We start from the raw sequence: 21060 nt of genomic DNA, 5'->3' as shown, positions 1-21060 counted from the left end.
ACAGGTCAGAGCAGCACACTCAGCTGCCCTCCTGCCGATTCGATGCTGTGGTCAAGGGCCACTCGGCGGCGCTTGATCAGCCAGGGCACGTCGCTGTCGGTGGTGGAGACGAGCAGGTGCTCGTAGACGCCGACGTAGCGGTCGACGACTCCGCCGCGGACCCGGGTGACCTGGAAGACGCTGCGTGTTTCGAGGCCATCTGGGCTTTGCCAGACGCGAACGTTGGTGATGTGGCGCCGGGTTCGGGAACGGGGGCTCTCGGCATGGGCGTGCTTGCTCTTGAGCCGGTCGACCCGGCCGGCGAGCGTGTTCATGGAGTCGTGCACCAAGTGCAGGGTGGTCGCCGGGTCATTGCTGAGGTCTTCCGGCGTGGGGATCAGGTAGACGGCATCCGGGTGGAAGAGGCTCAGCCACTCGTCCAGGCGCCACTCGTCCAGCAGCGCGGCCTCGTCGTAGAGGAACTGGCAGACGGCACTGATCACAGTGGTGTCGCGGACCCGGACGGCGTCGGAGGGAGTGGCGTGCCCGATGGTCGCGGACGTGAGGCCGGTGGGGATCATTGCGTCAACTCCTGGGGTGGCCGCCCGTATTCACGGCCCTCGTATTCGGCCGTCAGCAGTTCGGCCAGCGTGGCGGGACGGGACCAGAAGGGGGAGTGGGACGTGTGCAGGCGGGTGATGTGCGCGCCGAAGCGAGTCCTGGCGGCCTGGCTGGCCCAGTCGCCGGAGACGGCACGGTCCGCCTCGCACACGATGTACCGCGTCGGCGAGGGGACCTTCCCGCCCCAGGGAGTGGTCTCGCTCAGCACGGTGGCAGCCTGGGGCCGCAGCCGGGACGCAGCCTCGGCTGCATCCTCGGGCGCGCAGTCGTGGTAGAAGAGCTCTGCTGCGACGTCCGGTGTCCAAAAGCTGCGGCCCTGCTCGTCCTTGAGCTGGTGAGGCAGGAACTCGCTGTAGAACTCATCGGCCATGGGCCGGGAGGTGGACAGCTGCTCGCGCCAGCTGGCTCCGGGAAGCGGCAAGAGACAGGACAGCAGCACCAGTTCACGCACCGGACGCCGTTCGGCGTACACCGGGGCGATCAGACCAGCCATCGAATGGGCGACCAGGACCGTGGAGCCCGGGTCGTCGATGCAGTCATCGATGGCCTGCAGATAGGCTTCGCTGTCTGCTGCCGGGTTGTCCGAGGGCAACTCCACCGCGATGGCCTGGTGGCCTCGCGCCCGAAGTTCCGGCAGCACACGGTCCCAGCACCAGGCGCCGTGCCAGGCACCGTGCATCAGGACGAACGTACTCATGACGTGGCCCGGTCGGCGGCTGCGGCAGCCTGCTTGTCGGCCAGGATCGTGCCCCCGGCCATGACCTCACCCGCGTCAACCTCGACGACCCACACGCGCACCGCTGCCTCGGGGGTGCCGGTGGCGCGCGCAGCGGCCGCAGACACCTCCTGCAGCAGATTCCGCTTCTGGTCCGCGGTGCGGCCCTTGGCCATGGTGATCTGGATGAATGGCATTGCATGTGTCCTTTCTTGAGGGGCCGCGGCTTACTGGGCGCGCACGCTGACGCTGCCCAGGCGGCTGAAGTCGGCACTGATGCAGTCGCCGGAGCGCAGTGGCACCGCGGCGGTCAGTCCTCCCGACAGCACCAGCCATCCGGGCTTGAGGGAGCCTCCGCGCTGGCCGGCGGCGTTGGCCATCCAGGCGACGGCCTGTGCGGGATCGCCGCAGACCGCGGCGCCGGCCGCGGTGGCCACCTGCTTGCCGTTGACCTCCAGCACGCAGCCCAGCAGGGACAGGTCCTTGGGAGGATCGACGAACTCATTGCCGAGGACGAACAGTGCGGAGGAAGCGTTGTCGGCGACCGCGTCCTGGAGGGTGAACTTGAAGGCCTGGTAGCGGCTGTCGATGATTTCCAGGCCGGCACAGACCGAAGAGGTTGCGTCGAGGACGTCTCCGGCGGTGATGCCCGGGCCCGACAGTTCCTCCTTGAGTACGAAAACGATCTCGGGTTCCACCCGAGGGTGGATCAGCCGGGACAGGTTCACCGGGGTCGTGGCGTCGTGCAGCATCCCCGAGGTGACGAAGGCGTACAGGGGGTTGTCCACGTTCATGTCGATCTGCTTGGCCCGTGAGGTCAGGCCGAGCTTGCCGCCGATGATGTGCTCGCCGCGCTCCTCCTTGGTCAGCAGCACCTCGCTCTGGATCCGGTAAGCATTGTCGACGCTCAACTCCACGTCATAGCTGAGCGGCAGGATGTCCGTCCGCGCGTCTTCAGCAGCGATCAGGCGCGAGGCCAGGTCATGGATGTTCACTGCGGTCGTCCCGTCCTGCAGATTGCTGCTCATGCGAACACCACTCCTACCGAGCCGATCTGCCCGAAGTCGGCGCGTACGTGGTCGCCGGGGGAGACCGGCAGGGCGCGCGTGCAGCTGCCGGGAAGCACGACGGCTCCCTCCTCGAGGGTGACGTCAAACTCGCCCAGCTTGTTGGCCAGCCAGGCAACCGCTGAGACCGGGTTGCCCAGGGCGGCGCCGGTGGCGCCGGTTTCGGCGATCTCGCCGTTGCGGCGGAGCACGACCCCCAGCAGCCGGGGGTCGATGTCGCTGATGTCGGTGGCCGTGCCGCCGAGCACGACGCGGGCCGAGGAGGCGTTGTCCGCGATGGAGTCGTAGACGGTGATCTCCCAGTTCTGGATCCGGGAGTCGATGATTTCCAGGCTGGGTATGACGAACGCGGTGGCTCGCAGCACGTCAGCGACGGTCACTCCGGGGCCGCTGAGCGGCCGGTCGAGCACGAAGGCGAGTTCGGGCTCCACGCGGGGCGCGAGCAGGCTGCCGGCGGGAATCTCGGTGCCTTCGAGGAGGAACATGTCATCGAGCAGCACACCGTAGTCGGGCTCGGAGACACCGAACTGTTCGCGCATGACGCCGGCAGTCAGGCCCACCTTGTGTCCGCGTACCTTGGCACCGTTGGCGATGCGGTCGGCAATCACCATGCGCTGCACTTCATACGCGGCCGGGATGTCCAGACCCTCGTAGGTCTGGGTGAGCGGCTTGATGGGCTGGCGGTCCCGCTCGGCTTCGGTGAGCCGACGGGCGGCCTCCTGTAGCTGGTTTTTACGCATACTCGGAGTCTCTCCAGGGCTGTGAACAGGAACAATGCAGTCGGTCCACCGGGTGGACCAGTGTCGGAGGCGGCAGGCAGTGCTGCGCCGAACCGGTAGGAAGGGCGGACTAGCAGGGCTGGTCGGTGGAGTGCCCGGGGAAAAGTGAGGCGTCAGGGTTGATCAACGTCATGGCGTTGTTGACGGCGGTGGCTGCTTCGCCGAAGCCCACGGCGATCAGCCGGACCTTGCCCGGATACTCGGTGACATCGCCGGCGGCGAAGACTCCCGGCAGATTGGTCGCCATGGTGGTGTCCACCAGGATGTGTCGGTCGCGCAGCTCGACACCCCACTCGGTAAGGGGACCGAGATCGGCGATGAAGCCGAGAGCAGCGACCATGCTCTGGCACTTGAGTGAGCGTTCGTTGCCCTGTTTGTCGGCGACGCGTACATTCTCCAGGCTGTGCGTCCCGCTGGCAGCCACGATCTTGTGGTCGGTCAACACCTCTATGGACGGTGAGGCCAGCATCTGAGCCACGCTGTGTTCGTGCGCACGGAACCGAGCTCGGCGGTGCACCAGGGTGACTGACCTGGCCACACCGTCGAGCATCAAGGCCCAGTCCACCGCGCTGTCTCCGCCGCCGACAATGACGACGTCCTGGTTGGCAAGATCCTGAGGGCGCGGCACGAAGTACATCAGGCCGCGACCCTCGTAGGAACTGCCGGCCGGCAGTTGACGCGGGGTGAAGGTGCCCACCCCGGCTGTGAGGATCACCGCGCGGCAAGTGACGCGTTCCCCTGCCGAGGTGACAAGTGTCAGCGATCCGTCGTCGGTGCGGCGCAGTTCGGTTGCCTGCTGTCCGAGCAGATACAGAGGCTCGAACGGCGCAGCCTGGCGCAGCAGGCCGTCGATGAGGTCCCGGCCGCGCACCGAAGGGAAGCCCGCGATGTCGTAGATGGGCTTTTCCGGGTACATCGCCATGACCTGCCCCCCCGGCTGCGGGAGCGAATCGATCACGGCCACACGCAGTCCGCGAAATCCACCATAGTAGGCGGCGAAAAGGCCGGCGGGTCCCGCGCCGACTATGAGGAGATCGACCTCGCGGTCTTGGGCGGAAGGGTCAGCCATCACGAACTCCTAGCTTCATTGCTGGTACTTCACGATTCCGAGCAGGTGCCCACCGGGACAACGCAGTCGATCCACTCGGTGGGCCGCGCTTGGGGCTTTGATGCCGCCGGACCGGCTCGGGCGGTCGTCGGCGGCGAGGGGGCAACGCTGTTGTGTCCCTCCCGGCGCGGTGGAACAGGCTGCGAAGCGTCCGAGGGAAGGGCAGACGCTCCGCAGCGCTCAGGGGGCGCCTAAGTTCTTCTCAGTGGAAGATGGACTTCGACTCCTGGTACCAGGCCATGGCCTGGGGCCCCAATTCGCGGCCGATGCCACTGCGCTTCACGCCGCCGAACGGTGCACCGGGATCGGGGAGGTAGCCGTTGATGCCGACGGAACCCGTGCGGATACGCCGGGCCATGGCGTGTGCACGTTCAGGGCTGGTGCTCCAGACCGTGCCGGCCAGGCCGTACGGGGAGTCGTTGGCGATGCGGACGGCCTCGTCCTCGTCGTCATAGGGGGTGATACACAGCACTGGCCCGAAGATCTCCTCCTGGGCCACGCGGCTGCGGTTATCGACATCGGCGAAGACGGTCGGTTCGACGAACCAGCCCTTGTCCAGCCCCGACGGGCGGCCGCCGCCCACAACGAGGCGGGCGCCATCGGCCTTGGCTTGTGCGACGGAGCTCTCCACCCGGTCAAGTTGAGCTTGGCTGATGACGGGTCCCACTTGCGTATCGGTATCCAGCGCGTTCCCCACGCGCAGTGAGGAGGCCAGCTCGGCGAAGACGTCGACGACCTGTTCGTACCGTGATCGGGGGGCCAGGATGCGGGTGCTGAGGAAACAGGTCTGGCCATTGTTCAGCAAGGTGGCCTGGAACAGCCGCTCGCCCATGGTGGACAGGTCCAGGTCGGCGTCGTCGAGGACGATCGCGGCGGACTTCCCGCCCAGTTCGAGCGTCAGCGGGCGGAGCAGGGGGGCGCAGATTTCTGCGATCTGCTGGCCCACGGTGGTGGAACCGGTGAAGGCGACCGCGTCGATTCCGGGATGACCCACCAGGTAGGCAGCACTGTCCGCCGATGCCGGGAGCAGGTTGAGGACCCCAGGCGGCAAGCCGGCCTCCGCGGCGGCGTCCATCAGGTGAAAGGCGTCGAGGAGAGTGCTGGGTGAGGGCTTGAGAATCACCGTGCAGCCAGCTGCCAGCGCGGGTGCGTACTTCGTGGCGGCGAGACTTTGCGGGAAGTTCGACGGCGGTATCGCCGCCACCACGCCGACAGGTTCCATGCGCACCGTAGTGGTGCCGGCGACCAGATGAGAGCGGGTCTCCTCTGTCGGTGTGGTGCGGGCCAACTCCGCGTAGTACCGCACGATCGTCCCCGTCAGCCCCGACTCGATCTGACGCGAGACGGCGATGGGCATCCCGTTTTGGGAGGAGACGGCGCTGGCGATGGCCTCGCTACGCCGATGCAATGCATCGGCGAGCCGGTCGAGGGCCTCACTACGTTGCTGCGGCTCCCAGTGAGCCCACCCCTCGGGCGCGTCAAAGGCGAGGCGCGCTGCTCGCACGGCAGCGTCCACATCCGCCGGACCAGCCAGCGCGACGCTACCCAGGCTCTCCTCCGTACTGGCGCACACCAGGGTGGTCTGTTCAGGCTGATGGGTATTCAGGGGAGATACCCAACGCCCATCGAGGTATAGCGACTCCGTTTTGTCCACCACAGGGTTTTCTCCTGAGAACGGCGGGCGCAGCGCTGCGCCCGCGTGGTCGGCGGCGGCGTCCCGTGCTGCCGGCCGGGGATACGGTGCGGTGATCGGTGCGGCAGAGCTGGGGTTCCAGCTGCCGCAGCACGGAGAAGAGATCCGGACCTCGCTCCCCAGATGATCAGAGTTCGCGGCGCCGGAAGACCCGATGCACGGATGAGATGCGTCCCGTATCCGTGCCGGCTCTTCGCCGTGCGTTGCATCACCTTCTGGGCAGGCTCGAGTCAGAACAAGGTCATCGGTTCACTGCCTGGACCGCTTGCCTTCCGGACGGACCCGCGTGTGAGCAGGCTGGGTATGCCCCGGAAGGCGAGTGAAGAAAGTGAACGCCATGGCCTATGTAAGTCGTACAACCTCTTCGGTGAAGGCTCTCCTGGCTGCCAGCGGAGCGCGTGACGACGGTTGGGCCGAGGAACGGGCGTCGTGGCTCTTGGCGGCCCGTCGTCGGCGAGTGTTGCTGGACCCCCTGTCCGAGAAGGAGCCGCTCGACCTGCGCGACGCCTATCGGATCCAGCGGAAGGTGAACGAGAGTCGTCTGCGCGACGGTCAGAAGTCGGCCGGGTTCAAGCTCGGATACACCTCCAAGCCGATGCGGGAGCAGATGGGCGTCGCTACGCCCAACTACGGTCCGCTCACCGACCGGATGCTGGTGTCCAACGACAGCACGACAGACCCTGATTTGCTGCAGCCTCGCATCGAGCCGGAAGTGGGGCTTGTGCTGGGGCGGCCGCTGGCCGGCCGGATCACCCGCCATGACGCATTGAACGCGGTGAAGTACGCCGTGGCCTGCCTGGAGGTGGTCGATTCTCTGTGGGCCGACTACCGGTTCACCGCCGAGGACAACACTGCGGACGGCTCGTCGGCAGCACAAGTCGTTGTCGGTCCACGGCTGCCGGCCCTGCGGCACGGCTTGGTGAACACGGGCGTCGTCCTCTACCGCAACGGGACGATAGTGGGCACCTCAGCAGCCGCAGCCGCCTCCGGCCACCCGATCGACTCTCTGGTATGGCTCGTGCACCAACTTCACCAGGAGGGTGCCGGATTGGAGGCAGGCATGCTGGTGATCACGGGTGGGCTGACCTCAGCTGTGGAGCTGGCTCCCGGCGACGTGGTGGAAGCAGAGTTCCAGCCCGGGTACAGAGTGGGCGTGCGGCGGCTGCCTCAAACGCGGAATGCGACACGTGCCGAGGCCAGGAGCTGAATCCCGTGATGCCGGCGCCGTTCGCGCCACGCCCCGGCCTCGGCGTATGCCGCATGGCGTATGGCCGTCTCCGCTACTCACTGTCGATGCAAGGGCCCCGCAGTTCCTCGGCGCGCCGCTGGTGTCGGCGTGGCAGGGCCTGAAGCGTGGCATGCGTATTGACCACACGGGCAAGGGCGACGGCGGCTTCACGCACCGCGGTCGCCAGCCGTGGCAAGCCCATGCGATACGAAGGGCCAGTGATCGACAGAGCGACGATCGGAAGCCCCTCTGGGTTGAGCACCGGGGCGGCGACGCAGGACACTTCCCGATGGCCCTCCTCGCGGTCGAAGGCGACACCGCAGTCGCGTACGAGGCCAAGCTCTTTGCGGAAGAGCGCGGGATCGGTGATGGTACGCGGGGTTCGCTTGGGTAGTCCGGCGGCCAGGATCCGATCCAGGACGGCATCGGAGCTGAAGGCGATGATGGCTTTCCCGAGCGCGCTGCAATAGGCGGGATACCGCTCACCGACCCCCGAAGGAGCCTTGTAGCTGCGGTGCCCGGTGATTTTCTCCAGGTATACGATCTCGGTGCCGTCCAGCACCGCCAGTTGCACGATCTCGTGACTGATCTCGTAGAGATCTTCCATGTAGGGCAGCGCCAGGTTGCGTAGGAGCCGGGAGACCTGGACACTGTGCCCGAGTTCGAAGGTGCGAAAGCCCAGGCGGTAGCCGTAGGCGCCGCGGTCCAACATCCTGCGCTCGACGAGCTCGGTGGCCAGTCGGTGCACTGTGGCCTTCTTGATACCTGTTCGTCGTGCGAGCTCGCTCAGCCCCACCTCACCGGGTTCCGCGGCCACGGCATCCAAGATGGTCATGACACGCCCGATGACGGATCGATCTTCTTCCTGATCGCTGACTCGCATAGACGCCTCTCTTTCGGGCCGTGCAAGGTACTGGACCTTCCGACCCCCGCTCAGCCGGAGACGGTCGTGGGTGGCTGAGCGGTGTCGTCTGAGCATAAGTAGAACCGGTAGCGCAGGGCCATAGAGCGCTATCAGAGGCCCGTGATCACATGCCGAGCAGACGTGCGGCGTTGCCCCACCGGATTGATTCGATCGTGGCAGATCCCAGATGAGGGAAATGCTCAAGAAGCGTCACTGGATCATGGTTCATGAACGGCTTGTCGGAACCCACGACAACTCGGCCGGCGCCCACGCTGTCCAGCAACAGGCTCAGCAAGGGGGCGGAGAATACGAGCATGTCGTAATGGATCTTTCGCGCGTAATCAGCCGGATCGCGGGGCATCAGGAGTCGGGATCGTTCATAGTTCTTCGCGATGAATTGCAGCCTGGGCAACAGGCTGACCAGCGAGCCGCCGCCGTGTGACGCCAGAATCTTCAGATCGCCGAAGCGTTCCAGAACTCCTTCGGCTATCAGACCACCGACGGCCTGACCCATCTCGTTGGGAAAGGTCACACCGTTCCCGGCCATCGGATCGGTGAAAGTGCCGATCCCCGGCGGATGGAAGGCGTGGACGAAAACCACCAGGCCCAGGCGGGCCGCTTCATCAAAGAACTCGACGTACCGCTTGTCATGGAGGGCGACGCCTGCGATGTTGCTGCCGATCTCCACACCGGGCAGTCCCAGAGCTGCGATCTGTGACAGTTGGCCGCACGCGACATCGGGATCCTGCATCGCAGCGATGCCGAAGCCGCGGAAGGCGTGCGGGAACTTGTTCACTCCTGCGGCAATCCACTCATTCACGGATGTGCAGTAGTCGGCCGCCGCCTCCGGCTTGCCCCAGTAGGAAAAGAGTTCCGGCATGGGGGAGAGCACTTGAACGTGATCCGGCGCCAGCTGCTCGGCGCGATACTCGAGGTCGTAGGCGGTGCGGGGTACCGTTCGAAAGACCCGGCCGGCAATCAGCACATCGGATGAGTTGTCGTCCCGCTCGACCACAACGGGCCAGCGCTCGTCATGGTCTGGCGCCATCAGGCCTGACGGGACGACATGCGTGTGGGTGTCGATGGTCCTCATACTCGGCTCTCCAGAGAGGTGACCTTGGCGGTGTCGACGCCGAGGGCGCCGGTACGACGCGAGCCCCCCGGATTACCGAGCGCCGCGGCGCGGCCCGGCAGGGTCTCGGTGAAGAACGCGGCGTTGTCGGCGACCCACTCGGTGTCAGGCGTGCCCCGCAACGTGGAGGAGATGGCTTCTACCGGGCAGACCGTCTCGCAGGCGCCACAGTCGATGCATTCACTCGGATTGATATAGAGCTTGCGATCTCCCTCATAAATGCAGTCCACGGGGCATTCTTCGGTGCAGGACTTGTCCATCTCGTCCACGCAGGCTTCGCCGATGTAGAAAGGCACAATACTTCTCCTCAAAGGTGTGGAGGTGACTCTGGGGTGAAAATGAGGAATGTAGGCGTAGCGTTGCAATGCCGAGACATTACGGATGCGATCCGTGGGCGGGCTCACATTGCTTTTCTGTGACGGTTTCGTTCATCCCGGAATGCGCAGAACGATCAGAGCAGACTGCACGGAGGCAGGGTGGCTGCCGTGCATACAAGAACCCGTCCGCAGCACGGTTCGACCAGCCCGCTGAGAGCTAGTTCCGGGCAGTCGCAGGCGAGAGATGAAAGTCATGTCGTACGGATAGCGGCCCCATCGCCTGCCCCTTCGTCGGCTCAAATCACCGCCCACTTTCGGCGAGACGGTCATGCGCAGCAATTGCATCGGTCCACTCAGCTGTCCGTGCAGTGCCTCACGCGCCGCAGACCTGCGCAGGATGAGTGCAGCCCTGGCCCAAGAGGTATCGCAAAGCGACCATCTCCCCACCCGTAACGGGCACGTCCCGGCAGGACAGGGGCGGCTTGTAAGAAGCAGCGATAGCGTGGATGCACCAGAGCATCCCGATAGGCACAGAGGTGTAAGGCACAGTGAGCACCGGGATCGAGGCAGTACCAGCCTCCGGGCGTCCGGGGCGTCCTAGCTCGCCCCGGGACGTAGCCGTCGCCTCGGCGCTGCTCGACCTCGCCGGCAAGCTTGCCGCCACCACCTACGCCGCCTACCTGCCCGTAGCGGACCGACCCGCTCTGGGGGTCGCCATGGCAGTGGACACTCCCTGTGCCTTTACCATTCCCTCAGAGCTGGATGTCGACGATTTGCGGTTGCCGACTGCTCGGGCGTTTCAAAGCAGTGGCCTTGTCGCAGTCCAAGCCGCCGAGATGCGGAAATTGACCCGCCAGGTGCCGGCACACTTCCTGCACAATCCTTTTCCGACGGCAGTGGCGTCTGTCGCGCTCGTCGCGGGAGGACGGACCTTTGGATGCCTGAGCGTGCACTGGTCGCGTACCAAAGCCCCAGACGCCCCGATCGCCGCGGAAGAACTGCAGCACCTACAGCGAATTGCCGATGGGCTCGCGGGTGAACTGGTGGTCCTTGCCGAGGCCGGCCTGCCGATGGAGGCCCCGCCCATCCCGCTTTTCATCCCGCCCGTTCCGACGGAGCCGCCTGCTACTGGTGCTGTGCCATCCCCCGGCCGGCGTGGCCGAAGCCTCACCGGTACCACCTTCCTCTACCAGCTCAAGCGCCTCTCCACGGAACTTGCTGCCGCCGTTCATGTCCGAGACGTCCTCACTGCCGCGCAAGACCAGATCATGGCTCCTTTCGGGGCCAGCGCGCTGATGCTCTGCCGCGTCCAGGACGAGCGTCTACTCGTCGTTGGGGCCAGCGGATTCCCACGCGAGGAGGTCGCTCGCGTGGACGGCCTCCCTCTGTCACGAACCACTCCCGAGACCGACGCCGTAACCCGTGTTGAAGCACGGTTGCTGCGGCCCAACGATCCACCTGCCTACCCAGGCGCCCCACGTCCTGCGCTCGCCCCAGACGCCTGCCCGCGGGCTTACGTGCCTCTCATCGCCAATGGCCGGGCCGTCGGATGCTGCATTTTGGAGTTTCCAGCGCAGTGGCGCCGCTTTCCGGCAGATGAGGAGATCGCCCTGGTCGCCCTCATGCTCGGGCAGATTGGCCAAGCACTGGAGCGTATTCGCGCACACGAACTGGAACACGCTTTTGCCCGGACCATGCAGCAGAGCCTGCTTCCGCCGAGCCTGCCCCTCAGACCGGAGACAGTGGTGACGTCGCGGTACCTCCCCGCCACCGCAGGAGCAGCGGTAGGCGGAGACTGGTACGACATAGTGCCGCTACCGGACGGCGGGATCGGGCTTGCCATCGGAGACGTCGAGGGCCACAGCGCAGAGGCGGCAGGCGTGATGGGGCATCTGCGCAGTGCGGTCCTGGCCTACGCCTCAGAAGGCCACGAACCGGCCACTGTCCTCGAACGCATCGATGCGTTGTTGCGTGTGCTCGGCGCTTCCCGCTATGCCACCTGCTGCTGTCTGTGGCTTGACCCAGCCGCAGGCGCCGCCAAGACGGCCACGGCCGGACATCCGCCACCGCTGATCAGCCCCGCTGCGGGCGAGCTCACGGCGCTTGACGTGCCGGTCGGCCCCCCGCTGGGTCTCGGCAACGGCCACCGCTATGAGCAACGAGAGGTTGTTCTGACACCCGGCAGCATCATCGCCCTGTACACAGACGGCCTCCTGGAAACCCGCGCGCTCGGCCCCGACGCCGCGCTCGAGCGACTGGCGCAGGGACTGGCCGGCGGCAACCGAGAGAACATGGACATGCTCGCCGACGGCTTGATCAGCGATCGCCAGCGGCACAAAACGCTGGACGACGACCTGGCGCTCTTGCTGATGAGATACGACGGCGTCCAGCCGGGAGAGCAACAGGACGTTGCGCGGTTGTCCATTCAGCGCTACGACCTCCAGGCCGTTGCTTCCACGCGTCACTACTTGCGCGAGGTGCTCAAACGGTGGAGGTCGGAAGTGCTCTTGGATGACCTGCAACTCATGCTGTCCGAGGTGGTCACCAATGCGCTGATCCACGCACAGAGTGATGTCGACATCCGGATGCGCCGTCACGGTGGAAGCGTCCGGGTGGAAGTGCAGGACAGCAGCCCGCAGCCCCCAGTTCCTACTGTGATCGTCGCCAATGAGGCGATGAATGCCGAAGCGGAGTCCGGGCGAGGCCTGCTCATCGTCGACGCGCTGGCCACGTCATGGGGGAGTTCACCTGCCGGCCGGGGCAAGACCACATGGATCGAGATGACGCTGCCCGAGCAATGTTCTTGAAGGACCATGAATGAGCGGGCAGCAGGCTCCCCAGCGAGCTGATGAGCCGAGGGCGGCCACACAGACCTCACTCCAGCCGGTCGGAACGTCCATGGCTTCCCAACGAACCAGCAGAGCAGAGCATTTGCTCGCTGGTGCACTGCGGCTCTACCGGCGCACTATCCCCGGATCTGCCGGACGCGCCTCAGTGGAGGGGACCGTTGCGGGCTGGGCCCGCCGGGCGACACCAAGGCCGCCTTACCCCTTCACGGGGTGCAGGCGTCACCATCTGCCTTCCTAGGCCTGGATGCGCGCGAGATGATGGCGGGCATGGGGGGATGGGAAAGCGCAGCGCGGCGAGTGAGTGCGGTCTACCTGGTGTTGGCGTTGGGCGGGATGATCGGCGCGTTGTGGGTCGCTGACCGTTTCAACCTTGGGGCTGCCGCGACTGCAGTGTCACTGATGCCTACGCTTGCTCCGTTGTTCCTGTCCTGGGTGACCTTCCGTTCGGGTGCGGAACGTGCTGCCGAGCAGCCACTGGGGGACATCGCAGAGCACCTGGCACAGGCCGTGCAGCATCAGTGGGAGACCGAGGTCCAGGTGCGGCGCGTGAACGATCCGCATCCCATGACGGTGCGGTGGAGGGCTGCCCCGGACGATCTGGTCGAATCGTGGCCGCTGCTCCGGGCGACGGCTGCCGACTGGCCTGGAGAGCTGGGTGTCCATGAGGGGTGGGCGAATTCTCCAGCGGAGTTGGAAGGATCCGGGGCGGAGATAACGCGCGTATTCGCAGAAAGGGTTCCCACACGGCGACTTTTGGTGCTGGGAGGGCCCGGCGCGGGGAAAACGGTCCTCCTCTCGCGGCTGGTGTTGGGGCTGCTTCATCGACGGATGACGAGCGCCGCCGGCCCGCACTCCAGTGCCGTTCCGGTGCTGTTTCCGCTGGCGACGTGGAATCCCACACGACAGGACCTCTACGCGTGGATGGCGGAGCGGCTCGCCTCGGACTACCCCACCCTGGCTGAACCTGCACCCACGCGGTACGGACAGATTGATCGCGCCCGTGCTCTGCTCGGCCGCCGCCTGATCCTCCCCGTCCTGGACGGCTTCGACGAGATTCCTACCCCTCTTCGCGCGGCAGCTCTCAGCGCGATCAACGAAGCGCTTCCCATGGGGCATCCCGTCGTCCTGTCCAGCCGCGTCGGCGAATACCGGAACGTGCTGTACCCCCACTCCGGCGTGCCGGCCAGGCTGGCCGGGGCGGCAGGCATCGAACTGCGTCCTCTGGATGCCGAAGATGTCGCCGCCTACGTCCAGCGCGATGCCGGAGCCAGCGGATACGCCGCTGACCGTTGGGGCCCGGTCGCTGCTCAGCTGGGCACCACAACGCCCGTTGGTGAGGCATTGCGCACACCGCTCATGCTCTTTTTGGCCCGTGCCATCTACAACCCCCGCCCCGGCGAGAGCTCCCAGGACTTGCCCAACCCCGCAGAACTCTGCGAAACATCACGCTTTCCCACCCGGGTCGCGGTCGAGCGCCACCTTTTCTCCGCGTTCATCACGGCTGCCTACCGCTCCCATCCCCGCTATCCATGCCGGTGGACGCCTCAACAGGCCCAGAACACCTTCGTCTTCCTCGCGCGCTACCTTCACCGCTTCCATAACGCCAGCCCTGACCTGGCCTGGTGGAAGCTGCAACGAGGCGTTCAACGCAGCATCCCCGCGATGGTCACCCGCGCGATGTGCCTCTTTCTCACCGTCGTGTCTACGGCCGTCTGCTCCATCATCCCTCCCGATGCCAACGACAAGGCTTTCGCCCTGATCGTCGGCCCCATCCTCGGCGTCTTCGCCGGGATCGTCCTCGCACTGCCAGGCTGGTTGGCCTTCGACGAAGAACCCCGCCGGCCCGCATCAGGCCTGCAGTGGGCACCGAACTGGCCGGCATCGGCCATCGTGCTCGCCGCCGCGGTCCTACTCGTCGCCTCCACCGGGCTGCCCCCTGTCCGGGTCGCGACGATCGCACTGGGCCTGTGCATTGCCTTCGGGCTGGGAGTCACCTCAGCCGACACGGCCTCAGCGGTCGGCCCTGTGGAGCTCTGGGCACGAGACAGACGAGTCTTTTGGACCCTCACGCTCGGTGTCGCAGCCTCTACGGGTCTCGGCCCGTGGCTGCTCCTTGTCCTGAGCGGGGCAAACGCCGCGATTCAAGCGGCCCTGTTGGCGGGTGCCCTCTGGCTCGGCCTGACCATCGCCTTTACAAGAACCGTCTGGGGCCCCTTCACCGCGTCCAAGCTCCATCTAGCCTCCCGCCACCACATTCCCCGCAACCTCATGGCCTTCCTCGCCGACGCGCACCAGCATCGGGGAGTGCTGCGGCAAGTGGGAGCGGTGTACCAGTTTCGGCACATCGACCTGCAACGCCATCTCGCCAGACGTGTGGATGATGGCTGATCGCTTGCTGACACGGATGCTCGGAGGCGCGACGGCTCTCAAATGCGAAAAGCGAACAGGGCAGTGAGAACGCGCCGGACATCCCTCTCCGGGGGCGGAGCGGGCGCAGAGGATCGGGCCGATGTCCGTCTTGGCGAGTACTCCGCCCTCTGACTCTGTACCGTCACCCAGTCCCGCTTTACCGCCGGGGCTACGGGCCGACATGTGTGGTGTCCGGTGAGCATGCCGTTCGGGATCTCACGCGGGGCCGGGCGAGCCCTGGTCTGTGGGAGTTCATCGCACGGTCGTGATTGGCCTGGGCCGCCGTGAAAAAGGGGGAGCTCCTTCCCGCCGTCCGCGGATGGGGCAGGCCAGCCCGATGACAGGGTCGGTGAGGGCCGCATAGAGGTCTTCCGGGTGGGGATCGGAGTCCCCGTGGAGGGCGCACGGGTCGCCGGCGACGGACAGCCTGCGATCGTGGGTGCGTCCGTGGTCGGGCCGGTCGGTGAGGTCGTAGAACCACATGCCGATGTCCCAACTGCTGTTCGGGGCGTGCGTGCACAGCCGCCCCGACAGCGCAGCGAGCAGGCTTTCGGTGTCGGTGCCGAGAGGGAGTCAAGCCGCGGGGGGACCGGCGCAGCAACTCGTCAGTACTCCAACGGTGGTTGTTCTGATCGCTGGGCAGTTCAGGAGCTGTGGGTGCGTCGCTTGCAGTGACTGCTTCGGGCTTGATGCTGGCGTCGGTGTCGCGAGACTGACCAGTGCAAGATGTGGTCGACGGGTGTGGATCGGCGGGGTGAGGCGGGTGATCAGGCGTCTAATTTCGGCGAGGCTGAGGCGGATGAGCTGGGAGGATCCAATTGTTCTTTCGCGGCAGGTGTGGCGGCGTATGGAAGGGTTGATGCACCGCCAGATTTAGCCGCGGGGATGGATGTCCTGCAGGCGGCGTTGGTGTCGGCCCCTGCGGGGACGGAGCCATGAGGAGTGGTCTTCAGGCGTGGGGTGGCCGGCATCCTCGCTCAACGGACTTGCCCCTCTGGGCGGGTGCAAGCTACAGGCGGTGGTGGACCACCATGACGACTTTGCAGGGGGACAGAACAGGTATGGCCGACTAGAAGATGATCATTGGCATGGTGATGGCGCTGGGGGCGGTCGGAGCCTGCGCGGCTCATGAGTTCGCCCCGCACAGCAGCAAGCACCCGGCCACAAAGGCGCGATCGAAGGCGAGCAAGGCGGCGAGCGCACCGCTCGCTGGTACCAGCTTGCGCTTCAGCGGCGACATCGCCGGGACTGGCTATCTAAAACTGCCGATCATCAAGTCCATCTGCCACAACTGCATCGGAGCATCCCGCTGCCATCGCTTGTAAACGCGTCGATGAACCTGGACCTGGTGGTTGACCAGCCCGTTGCGGACCAGGAGTGCGGTGCACGGTCGACCGGCCGGGCGCGTTGGCGACACCCCGAAGGGTCAGCTCGTGTGCGAACCTCCGGGCTCCCCACTTCGGATAGGTCTGCCGCAATTGGCAGATCACGAGCTCGACTTCGACCGGGATCCTCTGCGACCGTCAAGCGACTCCAGCGACATCCAGGTCAAGGAAGTCGTGGGACTGCGCACGTCACGACTCCGCCCATGCGGCCTTCACTCTCCTCCAGCGCGCCTGCTGACGGCGTTCTCTGAGCCCGGCTGTGGCCGCCGTTTCGCGAGCCTGCTCAGAAGGCCGGTTGAGCCTTTCGTCATCGTCGTGAGCCCATGGCGCGTACTCCTTGCAGCCCAGGTCCCGAGATGCGCGACTGGATCATGCGGCAGTCGCGGTGAGCGGGGGTGAGATCGAAGGGCCCTCGTGAACGGAGCGGGCCGCCAGCCGGTCCCCTCGGGAGCGCTCTGGTGAACTTTGCCATGCGGATGGGTCCAATGCCTTCCGTGCGACTCGCCCAGCCACGTGAGTGCGGGCGCGGGGCGCATCGGCCCGTTCACTGGTGCGATGTGACGATGTCCCATTTCCAACAGATGCAGGGCGGCGAGCACACCGCCCTGCGCTTGCTGCACGTCAAGCGCTTGATGTGCTTTAACGGCTGTAGGCTCATCCTCATGAGTGGCAGTCCGGCGCATGACGCGCCCCCCTCCAGTGAGGACGTCTTCGCCCGCGTGGCGTGGGCCCTGCACCGCGCCGACCTGAGCGTGCGGAGCGCGAAGGAGCGCCCGCTGCGCGAGGTCGGGGTGCCCAGCTCCCACTACTCGGTCCTGATCAGCCTTCAGGCCACTCCGGGGGTGACCGGCGCGGAACTCGCCCGCCTCATGGGCGTCACCCCGCAGGCGGTGGCTCTCCTCGTCGGCAAGCTGAGCGAGCGGGGGCTCATCGAACGCCGTACCCATCCACGTCACCGCAACATCCAGGAACTGCACCTGACCGACAGTGGCCGGGACGAACTGACCAAGGCCGAGCGCATCGTCAGCGATCTTGAGCAGCACATTCGCCGGTCCCTGGGCGATGAGCGCTACCGCCAGCTGCGCGAACTGCTGGGCGAGGTCATCGACGGCCTGCCCGGCTGGACGCCCCCGGACACGGCCTGAGCCGGGCCGGGTGCCGCGGGCGTCCACGTGTCCGGGACGATGCCCTGAAGGTGTCGTGCCTCTCGTCTACGGCCCGACGGTGGACAGATCCGCGCGCGCGGCGGCGGCGTCGTCGCGGACGTCGTGGCCGAACAGCCAGGCGTTGGCACGCAGCGGGCTCGGGCTGGCCGGGTCGCCGAGGAAGGCGTCGCGCTGCTGCTGTTCCGGGCCATCGGGGAGGTGGAACATCGTGGCGTTGCGGAACGAGGCGTCCTGGACCTTCCGGATGCGTGGCACCCGTACGCGGGAGTAGGCCGACAGCACCCGGTCCAGGCCGAGGGCCGGTGCGTCGACTACCAGGGCGCTGAGCACCGCCGCGTCCTCGAGCGCGAGACTCGCGCCTTGCGCGAAGAACGGCAGCACCGGGTGGGCGGCGTCACCGAGCAGGACGACCCGGCCCAAGTCGAGCCGGTCCCGGACGGGACGGTCGTAGAGGCCCCACAGGGTGACCTCCTCGGTCGCGTCGAGGATCCGCCGCACCCGTGGGTCCCACCCGGTGAACGCCCGGCGGACGTCGGAGACCTCGCCCGGTGAGCTCCACGCCTCCGTCTCCTGGCGGGTGGTCGGCACGATGGCGACGAAGTTCAGCAGCTCGCCGCCGCTGATCGGGTAGTGGACGAAGTGCTGGTTCGGACCCAGCCAGGTGTTGTGCGACTCGCCGATCTCCGCGATCAGCTGCTTGGGGGCGAAGCCTCGGTAGGCGGCGAAGCCGCTCGGGCGCGCCACCGTCGATTCCCCGAGGGCGGCGGCCGACGCGGAGCGTGTCCCATCGGCGGCGATCACGAGATCGGCCCGCTCGACCCTGCCGTCCTCGAAGGAGACGGTGACGCCCTTGTCGTCCTGGACGAGACCGGTCAGCCGCTTGCGCAGGCTCACGGTGCCGGGCTCGAGTCCGGCGGCGAGCGCGTCGATCAGATCCGCCCGATGCATGGCGACGTAGGGGGCTCCGAAGCGCTGGACCGCGACGGCTCCCAGCTGCTGCTCGCTGATGGTGGTGCCGTCCTGCCAGCGGCGCAGGTGCAGCGTGGGCGGCTGCACACCGCCCGGCACCGCGTCGATACCCCACTCGTCGGTGAGCAGGCGGTGGGAGTTGGGGGCGATGATGACCCCCGCGCCGACGGCCGTCACGGCCGATGCCTGCTCGTACACCGAGACGTCCAGGCCGCGCTGCTGGAGGCCGAGCGCCACCGCGATCCCGCCCACTCCGGCACCTATCACGACAATGTGCATCAGTACTCCCGCTCGTCGTTGGTATTGGCCGGTCAGCGGCCGGTGAATCGGGGTGCGCGTTTCTCGAGGAACGCGGCGGTCCCCTCGCGCAGGTCTCCGGAGGTGCCACAGCGGGCGATCTCGGCCAGGGCGCCGCGTCGGATCTCGTCGTGGTCCGGCGCCGACTCCGTCGTACGGCGCACCGATCTGATGGCCGCTTTGGCCGCACGGACCGACAACGGTGCGTTGCCGGCGATCGTCGCGGCGAGTTCGTCGACGACCTCGCCGAGCCCCTCCGTCTCGACGACGCGATCCAGCAGGCCGAGCGCCTGGGCTTCTACGGCGGGGACGCGGCGACCGGTGTAGAGCAGATCGGCCGCCGCCGAGGGGCCGACCGTGTGGACGAGGTCGGCGGTCTGGGCGAGCGGATAGCCGATGCCCAGCCTGGCGGCCGGGATGCTCAGGACCGCACGGGTGTCGGCGCATCGCAGGTCCGCGTTGAGCGCGATGGCGACGCCGGCTCCCAGGCAGTAGCCGTGAATGCGGGCGATCAACGGGACGGACACCTCCGAAAGGCGGGCGAACATGCTCTCCGACGCCTGATCGGAGTGCTGCTGCGCCTCCTGCGTCCGTCCGCCGAACTCGCTGAGGTCGGCCCCGGAGACGAACGCTTCCTCGCCCGCGCCGCGCAGGACGACGACACGGACGTCGGCGTCGGAGTTCAGGGCGTGCACGGTGTCGGCGAGATCGAACATCATCGATACCGACAGCGCGTTGCGACGGTCCGGATTGCTGATCTCGATGGTGCCGACGCCGCCGTGGACCGTGGTCGTGATCGCCGGCCCGGCGGCGGTCGTGGCGGTCACGGGGACACCCGCTCGGCGACGTAGCGGTTGCGCAGCGAGCCGATGCCCTCGATGCGCACCTCGAACTCCGAACCGTCCCTGAGCCACAGCGGCGGCTTACGGGCGACGCCGACCCCGGAAGGGGTCCCCGTCAGGATGAGGTCACCTGGTTCGAGCGTCATCACCGTGGTGATGTAGGCGATGAGCTCGGGCACGCCGAAGAGCAGCTTCGCCGTCCGGTCGTCCTGCACGACCTGGCCGTCGAGCACCCCGGTGATGGCGAGATCGGGGCGGTCTCCGCCCAGCGTTTCGGCGGGCACGACGACCGGCCCGAGCGGGGTGAGGGAGTCCCACGCCTTTCCGGCCGTGCGCTGGCCGGTGTGGACCTGGTAGTCGCGAACCGAGCCGTCACTGGCGGCGGTGTACCCGAACACCACGTCCGAGGCGCTCTCGGCGGTGACCCGACGCACCCGCCGGCCGATGACCACGGCCAGCTCGCTCTCGTAGTCGATCTGGTCGGATTCCGGTGGGAGCGGCACGTCGGCGTAGGGGCCGCTGAGGCACGTGTGCCACTTGGGGAACAGGTCCGGGTACGCGGGTCCGCCGGTACGGCCGCCCTCGCGGACGTGGTCGAGGTAGTTCTGGCCGATGCAGATGATCTTTCCTGGCCGGCCGACCGGGCTCAGCAGGGACCGGTCGGGGGCGTCGAGTACTTCCCCGGCCGTGATGCGCGACGGATCGCCCGCGGCGGCATCGAGCAGGGCCGGCAGGTCCGGGTGCCTTTGGCCGTCGACGAGCGCGATCGCGGCGGCGGGATCGGCGTCGCGGCGCAGCACGACGACCGGCCCGTCGTCGGTGGCGGTCCGCGCCAGTCCCAGGCCACCGGTCCAGTCGACGGCGGAAGGTGCAGTCATCGCTGTGTCTCCTGTGTCATCGGGTCGTGGTGGGCGTGACCGGCTCGATTGTCGCGTCGGTGGCGGACGGGTCGGGTTGTGGGCCGGCGTCGATCTCGTGCGGAGGCGCGGTGACCACGCCCGCCTCGATCAGAGCCCTGGCGTGCTGCTCGTCGTAGCCGAGTTCGGTGAGGACCCTGAGGGTGTCCCGGCCCAGTGCCGGCGCCGCTCCACGCGCCCGGGGTGCCCCGTCGGAGACGATCGGCGTGTTGACGATGGTCTGCTGGCCGTGGCGCCGCTCGTCGTGGACGAACAGCCCCCGTGCGAGGAACTGCTCGTCGCCGACGATGTCACCGACTCCGTTCACCGGCCCGCACGGCACCCCGGCCGCTCGCAGGGCCGCCATCCAGTGTCCACGGTCGGCGGTGGCGAACTGCTTCTGGAGGATGTCCGCGAGGGGCTCGCGGTGCACGAAGCGTTCGTATTCCGTCGCGAAGCGCGCGTCGCCGGAGAGGTCGATGCCCAGCACCCCGCACAGCGCCACCCAGGCGCGGTCGACCGCGCCGATGACCAGCATGTTCCCGTCAGAGCAGCGGAACGCCTGGTACGGCGCGGCCAGACGGTGCGCCGTACCGAGCGGCGCGGGCTCCACCCCGGTCGCGACGTAGTCGGCGACCTCCCACAACGACCACGCCGCCACCGAGTCGGCCAGGGCCACGTCGATGTAGGCGCCGCCGCCACCG

The 21060-nt window shown here is 67.2% G+C and carries 18 protein-coding genes and 2 pseudogenes; 5 read left to right on the top strand and 15 right to left on the bottom strand.

All coding sequences use genetic code 11. From position 1 onward, the window contains the following. Positions 1–5 precede the first annotated feature (5 nt). The 7 genes and pseudogenes from MQN93_RS39035 to MQN93_RS39005 all read right to left on the bottom strand — a co-directional run bounded on the left by MQN93_RS39035 (position 6) and on the right by MQN93_RS39005 (position 5926). Positions 6–560, bottom strand: a complete 555-nt coding sequence (locus MQN93_RS39035) for an aromatic-ring-hydroxylating dioxygenase subunit beta (protein WP_242713215.1) — start codon at positions 558–560, stop codon at positions 6–8. After that, positions 557–1297: an alpha/beta fold hydrolase gene (locus MQN93_RS39030; RefSeq protein ID WP_242713214.1), complete on the bottom strand. Its 741-nt coding sequence runs from the start codon at positions 1295–1297 to the stop codon at positions 557–559. Before MQN93_RS39030 ends, MQN93_RS39035 begins: the two co-directional genes overlap by 4 nt. Continuing rightward, positions 1294–1518, bottom strand: a pseudogene (locus MQN93_RS39025) (tautomerase family protein); the annotation flags it as partial. The pseudogene MQN93_RS39025 and the gene MQN93_RS39030, both read right to left, overlap by 4 nt. A gap of 24 nt (positions 1519–1542) precedes the next feature. Further along, on the bottom strand, positions 1543–2343 hold the full coding sequence (locus MQN93_RS39020) for a 2-keto-4-pentenoate hydratase (protein WP_242713212.1): 801 nt from the start codon (positions 2341–2343) through the stop codon (positions 1543–1545). Beyond that, positions 2340–3122 carry a 2-keto-4-pentenoate hydratase gene (locus MQN93_RS39015; RefSeq protein WP_242713211.1) on the bottom strand — a complete coding sequence of 261 codons (783 nt, stop codon included), beginning with the start codon at positions 3120–3122 and terminating at the stop codon, positions 2340–2342. Before MQN93_RS39015 ends, MQN93_RS39020 begins: the two co-directional genes overlap by 4 nt. Before the next feature lie 109 nt (positions 3123–3231). Continuing rightward, entirely contained in the window at positions 3232–4230 is a 999-nt protein-coding gene (locus MQN93_RS39010) for an NAD(P)/FAD-dependent oxidoreductase (protein ID WP_242713210.1), read from the bottom strand. 241 nt (positions 4231–4471) lie between these two features. Then, positions 4472–5926, bottom strand: coding sequence for an aldehyde dehydrogenase (locus MQN93_RS39005; RefSeq protein ID WP_242713209.1), 1455 nt, complete (start codon positions 5924–5926; stop codon positions 4472–4474). 403 nt (positions 5927–6329) lie between these two features. On the opposite strand from MQN93_RS39005, the gene MQN93_RS39000 reads away from it, so the two are divergent. Beyond that, positions 6330–7169: a 2-keto-4-pentenoate hydratase gene (locus tag MQN93_RS39000; RefSeq protein WP_242713208.1), complete on the top strand. Its 840-nt coding sequence runs from the start codon at positions 6330–6332 to the stop codon at positions 7167–7169. 73 nt (positions 7170–7242) lie between these two features. Here the strand turns inward: MQN93_RS39000 and MQN93_RS38995 are convergent, their stop codons facing one another. The 3 genes from MQN93_RS38995 to MQN93_RS38985 form a co-directional block, all read right to left on the bottom strand. Beyond that, positions 7243–8073: an IclR family transcriptional regulator gene (locus MQN93_RS38995; protein WP_242713207.1), complete on the bottom strand. Its 831-nt coding sequence runs from the start codon at positions 8071–8073 to the stop codon at positions 7243–7245. A 145-nt stretch (positions 8074–8218) separates the two neighbouring features. Beyond that, a complete protein-coding gene (locus tag MQN93_RS38990; RefSeq protein WP_242713206.1) occupies positions 8219–9187 on the bottom strand; it encodes an amidohydrolase family protein in 969 nt (322 codons plus the stop codon). Continuing rightward, a complete protein-coding gene (locus tag MQN93_RS38985) occupies positions 9184–9522 on the bottom strand; it encodes a ferredoxin family protein (protein WP_242713205.1) in 339 nt (112 codons plus the stop codon). The genes MQN93_RS38990 and MQN93_RS38985 overlap by 4 nt, the downstream gene beginning before the upstream one ends. 569 nt (positions 9523–10091) lie before the next feature. On the opposite strand from MQN93_RS38985, the gene MQN93_RS44315 reads away from it, so the two are divergent. The 3 genes from MQN93_RS44315 to MQN93_RS38970 all read left to right on the top strand — a co-directional run bounded on the left by MQN93_RS44315 (position 10092) and on the right by MQN93_RS38970 (position 16126). Further along, positions 10092–12350 (top strand): ATP-binding SpoIIE family protein phosphatase, encoded by a 2259-nt coding sequence (locus tag MQN93_RS44315; protein ID WP_242713204.1) that lies wholly within the window; start codon positions 10092–10094, stop codon positions 12348–12350. A 309-nt stretch (positions 12351–12659) separates the two neighbouring features. Next, the gene (locus tag MQN93_RS38975; RefSeq protein WP_242713203.1) at positions 12660–14780 is read left to right on the top strand and encodes an NACHT domain-containing protein; all 2121 of its coding nucleotides are present in this window, start codon (positions 12660–12662) and stop codon (positions 14778–14780) included. 1109 nt (positions 14781–15889) lie between these two features. Then, positions 15890–16126 carry a hypothetical protein gene (locus tag MQN93_RS38970; protein ID WP_242713302.1) on the top strand — a complete coding sequence of 79 codons (237 nt, stop codon included), beginning with the start codon at positions 15890–15892 and terminating at the stop codon, positions 16124–16126. Here MQN93_RS38970 and MQN93_RS38965 read toward each other — a convergent pair. Beyond that, positions 16060–16285, bottom strand: a pseudogene (locus MQN93_RS38965) (IS481-like element ISMva2 family transposase); the annotation flags it as partial. The gene MQN93_RS38970 and the pseudogene MQN93_RS38965 overlap by 67 nt on opposite strands. Positions 16286–16848: 563 nt before the next feature. Here MQN93_RS38965 and MQN93_RS38960 point away from each other — a divergent pair. After that, positions 16849–17331 carry a MarR family winged helix-turn-helix transcriptional regulator gene (locus MQN93_RS38960; protein ID WP_242713202.1) on the top strand — a complete coding sequence of 161 codons (483 nt, stop codon included), beginning with the start codon at positions 16849–16851 and terminating at the stop codon, positions 17329–17331. Between the two features lie 66 nt (positions 17332–17397). Here the strand turns inward: MQN93_RS38960 and MQN93_RS38955 are convergent, their stop codons facing one another. From MQN93_RS38955 to MQN93_RS38940, 4 genes are all read right to left on the bottom strand, one after another. After that, on the bottom strand, positions 17398–18600 hold the full coding sequence (locus MQN93_RS38955; RefSeq protein ID WP_242713201.1) for an FAD-dependent monooxygenase: 1203 nt from the start codon (positions 18598–18600) through the stop codon (positions 17398–17400). Positions 18601–18632: 32 nt separating this feature from the next. Further along, positions 18633–19445 (bottom strand): enoyl-CoA hydratase-related protein, encoded by an 813-nt coding sequence (locus MQN93_RS38950; RefSeq protein WP_242713200.1) that lies wholly within the window; start codon positions 19443–19445, stop codon positions 18633–18635. Continuing rightward, positions 19442–20338 (bottom strand): fumarylacetoacetate hydrolase family protein, encoded by an 897-nt coding sequence (locus MQN93_RS38945; protein WP_242713199.1) that lies wholly within the window; start codon positions 20336–20338, stop codon positions 19442–19444. The genes MQN93_RS38950 and MQN93_RS38945 overlap by 4 nt, the downstream gene beginning before the upstream one ends. 16 nt (positions 20339–20354) lie before the next feature. Continuing rightward, positions 20355–21060, bottom strand: a 706-nt coding sequence (locus MQN93_RS38940; protein ID WP_242713198.1) for a CoA transferase, incomplete at its 5' end; no start/stop codon positions are given.

It is taken from the genome of Streptomyces spinosisporus (assembly GCF_022698145.1).
Lineage (GTDB): Bacteria > Actinomycetota > Actinomycetes > Streptomycetales > Streptomycetaceae > Streptomyces > Streptomyces spinosisporus.
Note: the sequence above shows the minus strand (reverse complement) of the source record. Positions and strands in the feature narration are given on the sequence as shown.

What these genes read in the sequence shown, in the direction of transcription:
- MQN93_RS39035 (WP_242713215.1), bottom strand. Translation starts at nt 560, where the DNA reads ATGATCCCCACCGGCCTCACGTCCGCGACCATCGGGCACGCCACTCCC.
- MQN93_RS38970 (WP_242713302.1), top strand. Translation starts at nt 15,890, where the DNA reads ATGGTGATGGCGCTGGGGGCGGTCGGAGCCTGCGCGGCTCATGAGTTC.
- MQN93_RS39020 (WP_242713212.1), bottom strand. Translation starts at nt 2,343, where the DNA reads ATGAGCAGCAATCTGCAGGACGGGACGACCGCAGTGAACATCCATGAC.
- MQN93_RS38955 (WP_242713201.1), bottom strand. Translation starts at nt 18,600, where the DNA reads ATGCACATTGTCGTGATAGGTGCCGGAGTGGGCGGGATCGCGGTGGCG.
- MQN93_RS39010 (WP_242713210.1), bottom strand. Translation starts at nt 4,230, where the DNA reads ATGGCTGACCCTTCCGCCCAAGACCGCGAGGTCGATCTCCTCATAGTC.
- MQN93_RS38975 (WP_242713203.1), top strand. Translation starts at nt 12,660, where the DNA reads ATGGGGGGATGGGAAAGCGCAGCGCGGCGAGTGAGTGCGGTCTACCTG.
- MQN93_RS38990 (WP_242713206.1), bottom strand. Translation starts at nt 9,187, where the DNA reads ATGAGGACCATCGACACCCACACGCATGTCGTCCCGTCAGGCCTGATG.
- MQN93_RS38945 (WP_242713199.1), bottom strand. Translation starts at nt 20,338, where the DNA reads ATGACTGCACCTTCCGCCGTCGACTGGACCGGTGGCCTGGGACTGGCG.
- MQN93_RS38995 (WP_242713207.1), bottom strand. Translation starts at nt 8,073, where the DNA reads ATGCGAGTCAGCGATCAGGAAGAAGATCGATCCGTCATCGGGCGTGTC.
- MQN93_RS39015 (WP_242713211.1), bottom strand. Translation starts at nt 3,122, where the DNA reads ATGCGTAAAAACCAGCTACAGGAGGCCGCCCGTCGGCTCACCGAAGCC.
- MQN93_RS39030 (WP_242713214.1), bottom strand. Translation starts at nt 1,297, where the DNA reads ATGAGTACGTTCGTCCTGATGCACGGTGCCTGGCACGGCGCCTGGTGC.
- MQN93_RS38960 (WP_242713202.1), top strand. Translation starts at nt 16,849, where the DNA reads ATGAGTGGCAGTCCGGCGCATGACGCGCCCCCCTCCAGTGAGGACGTC.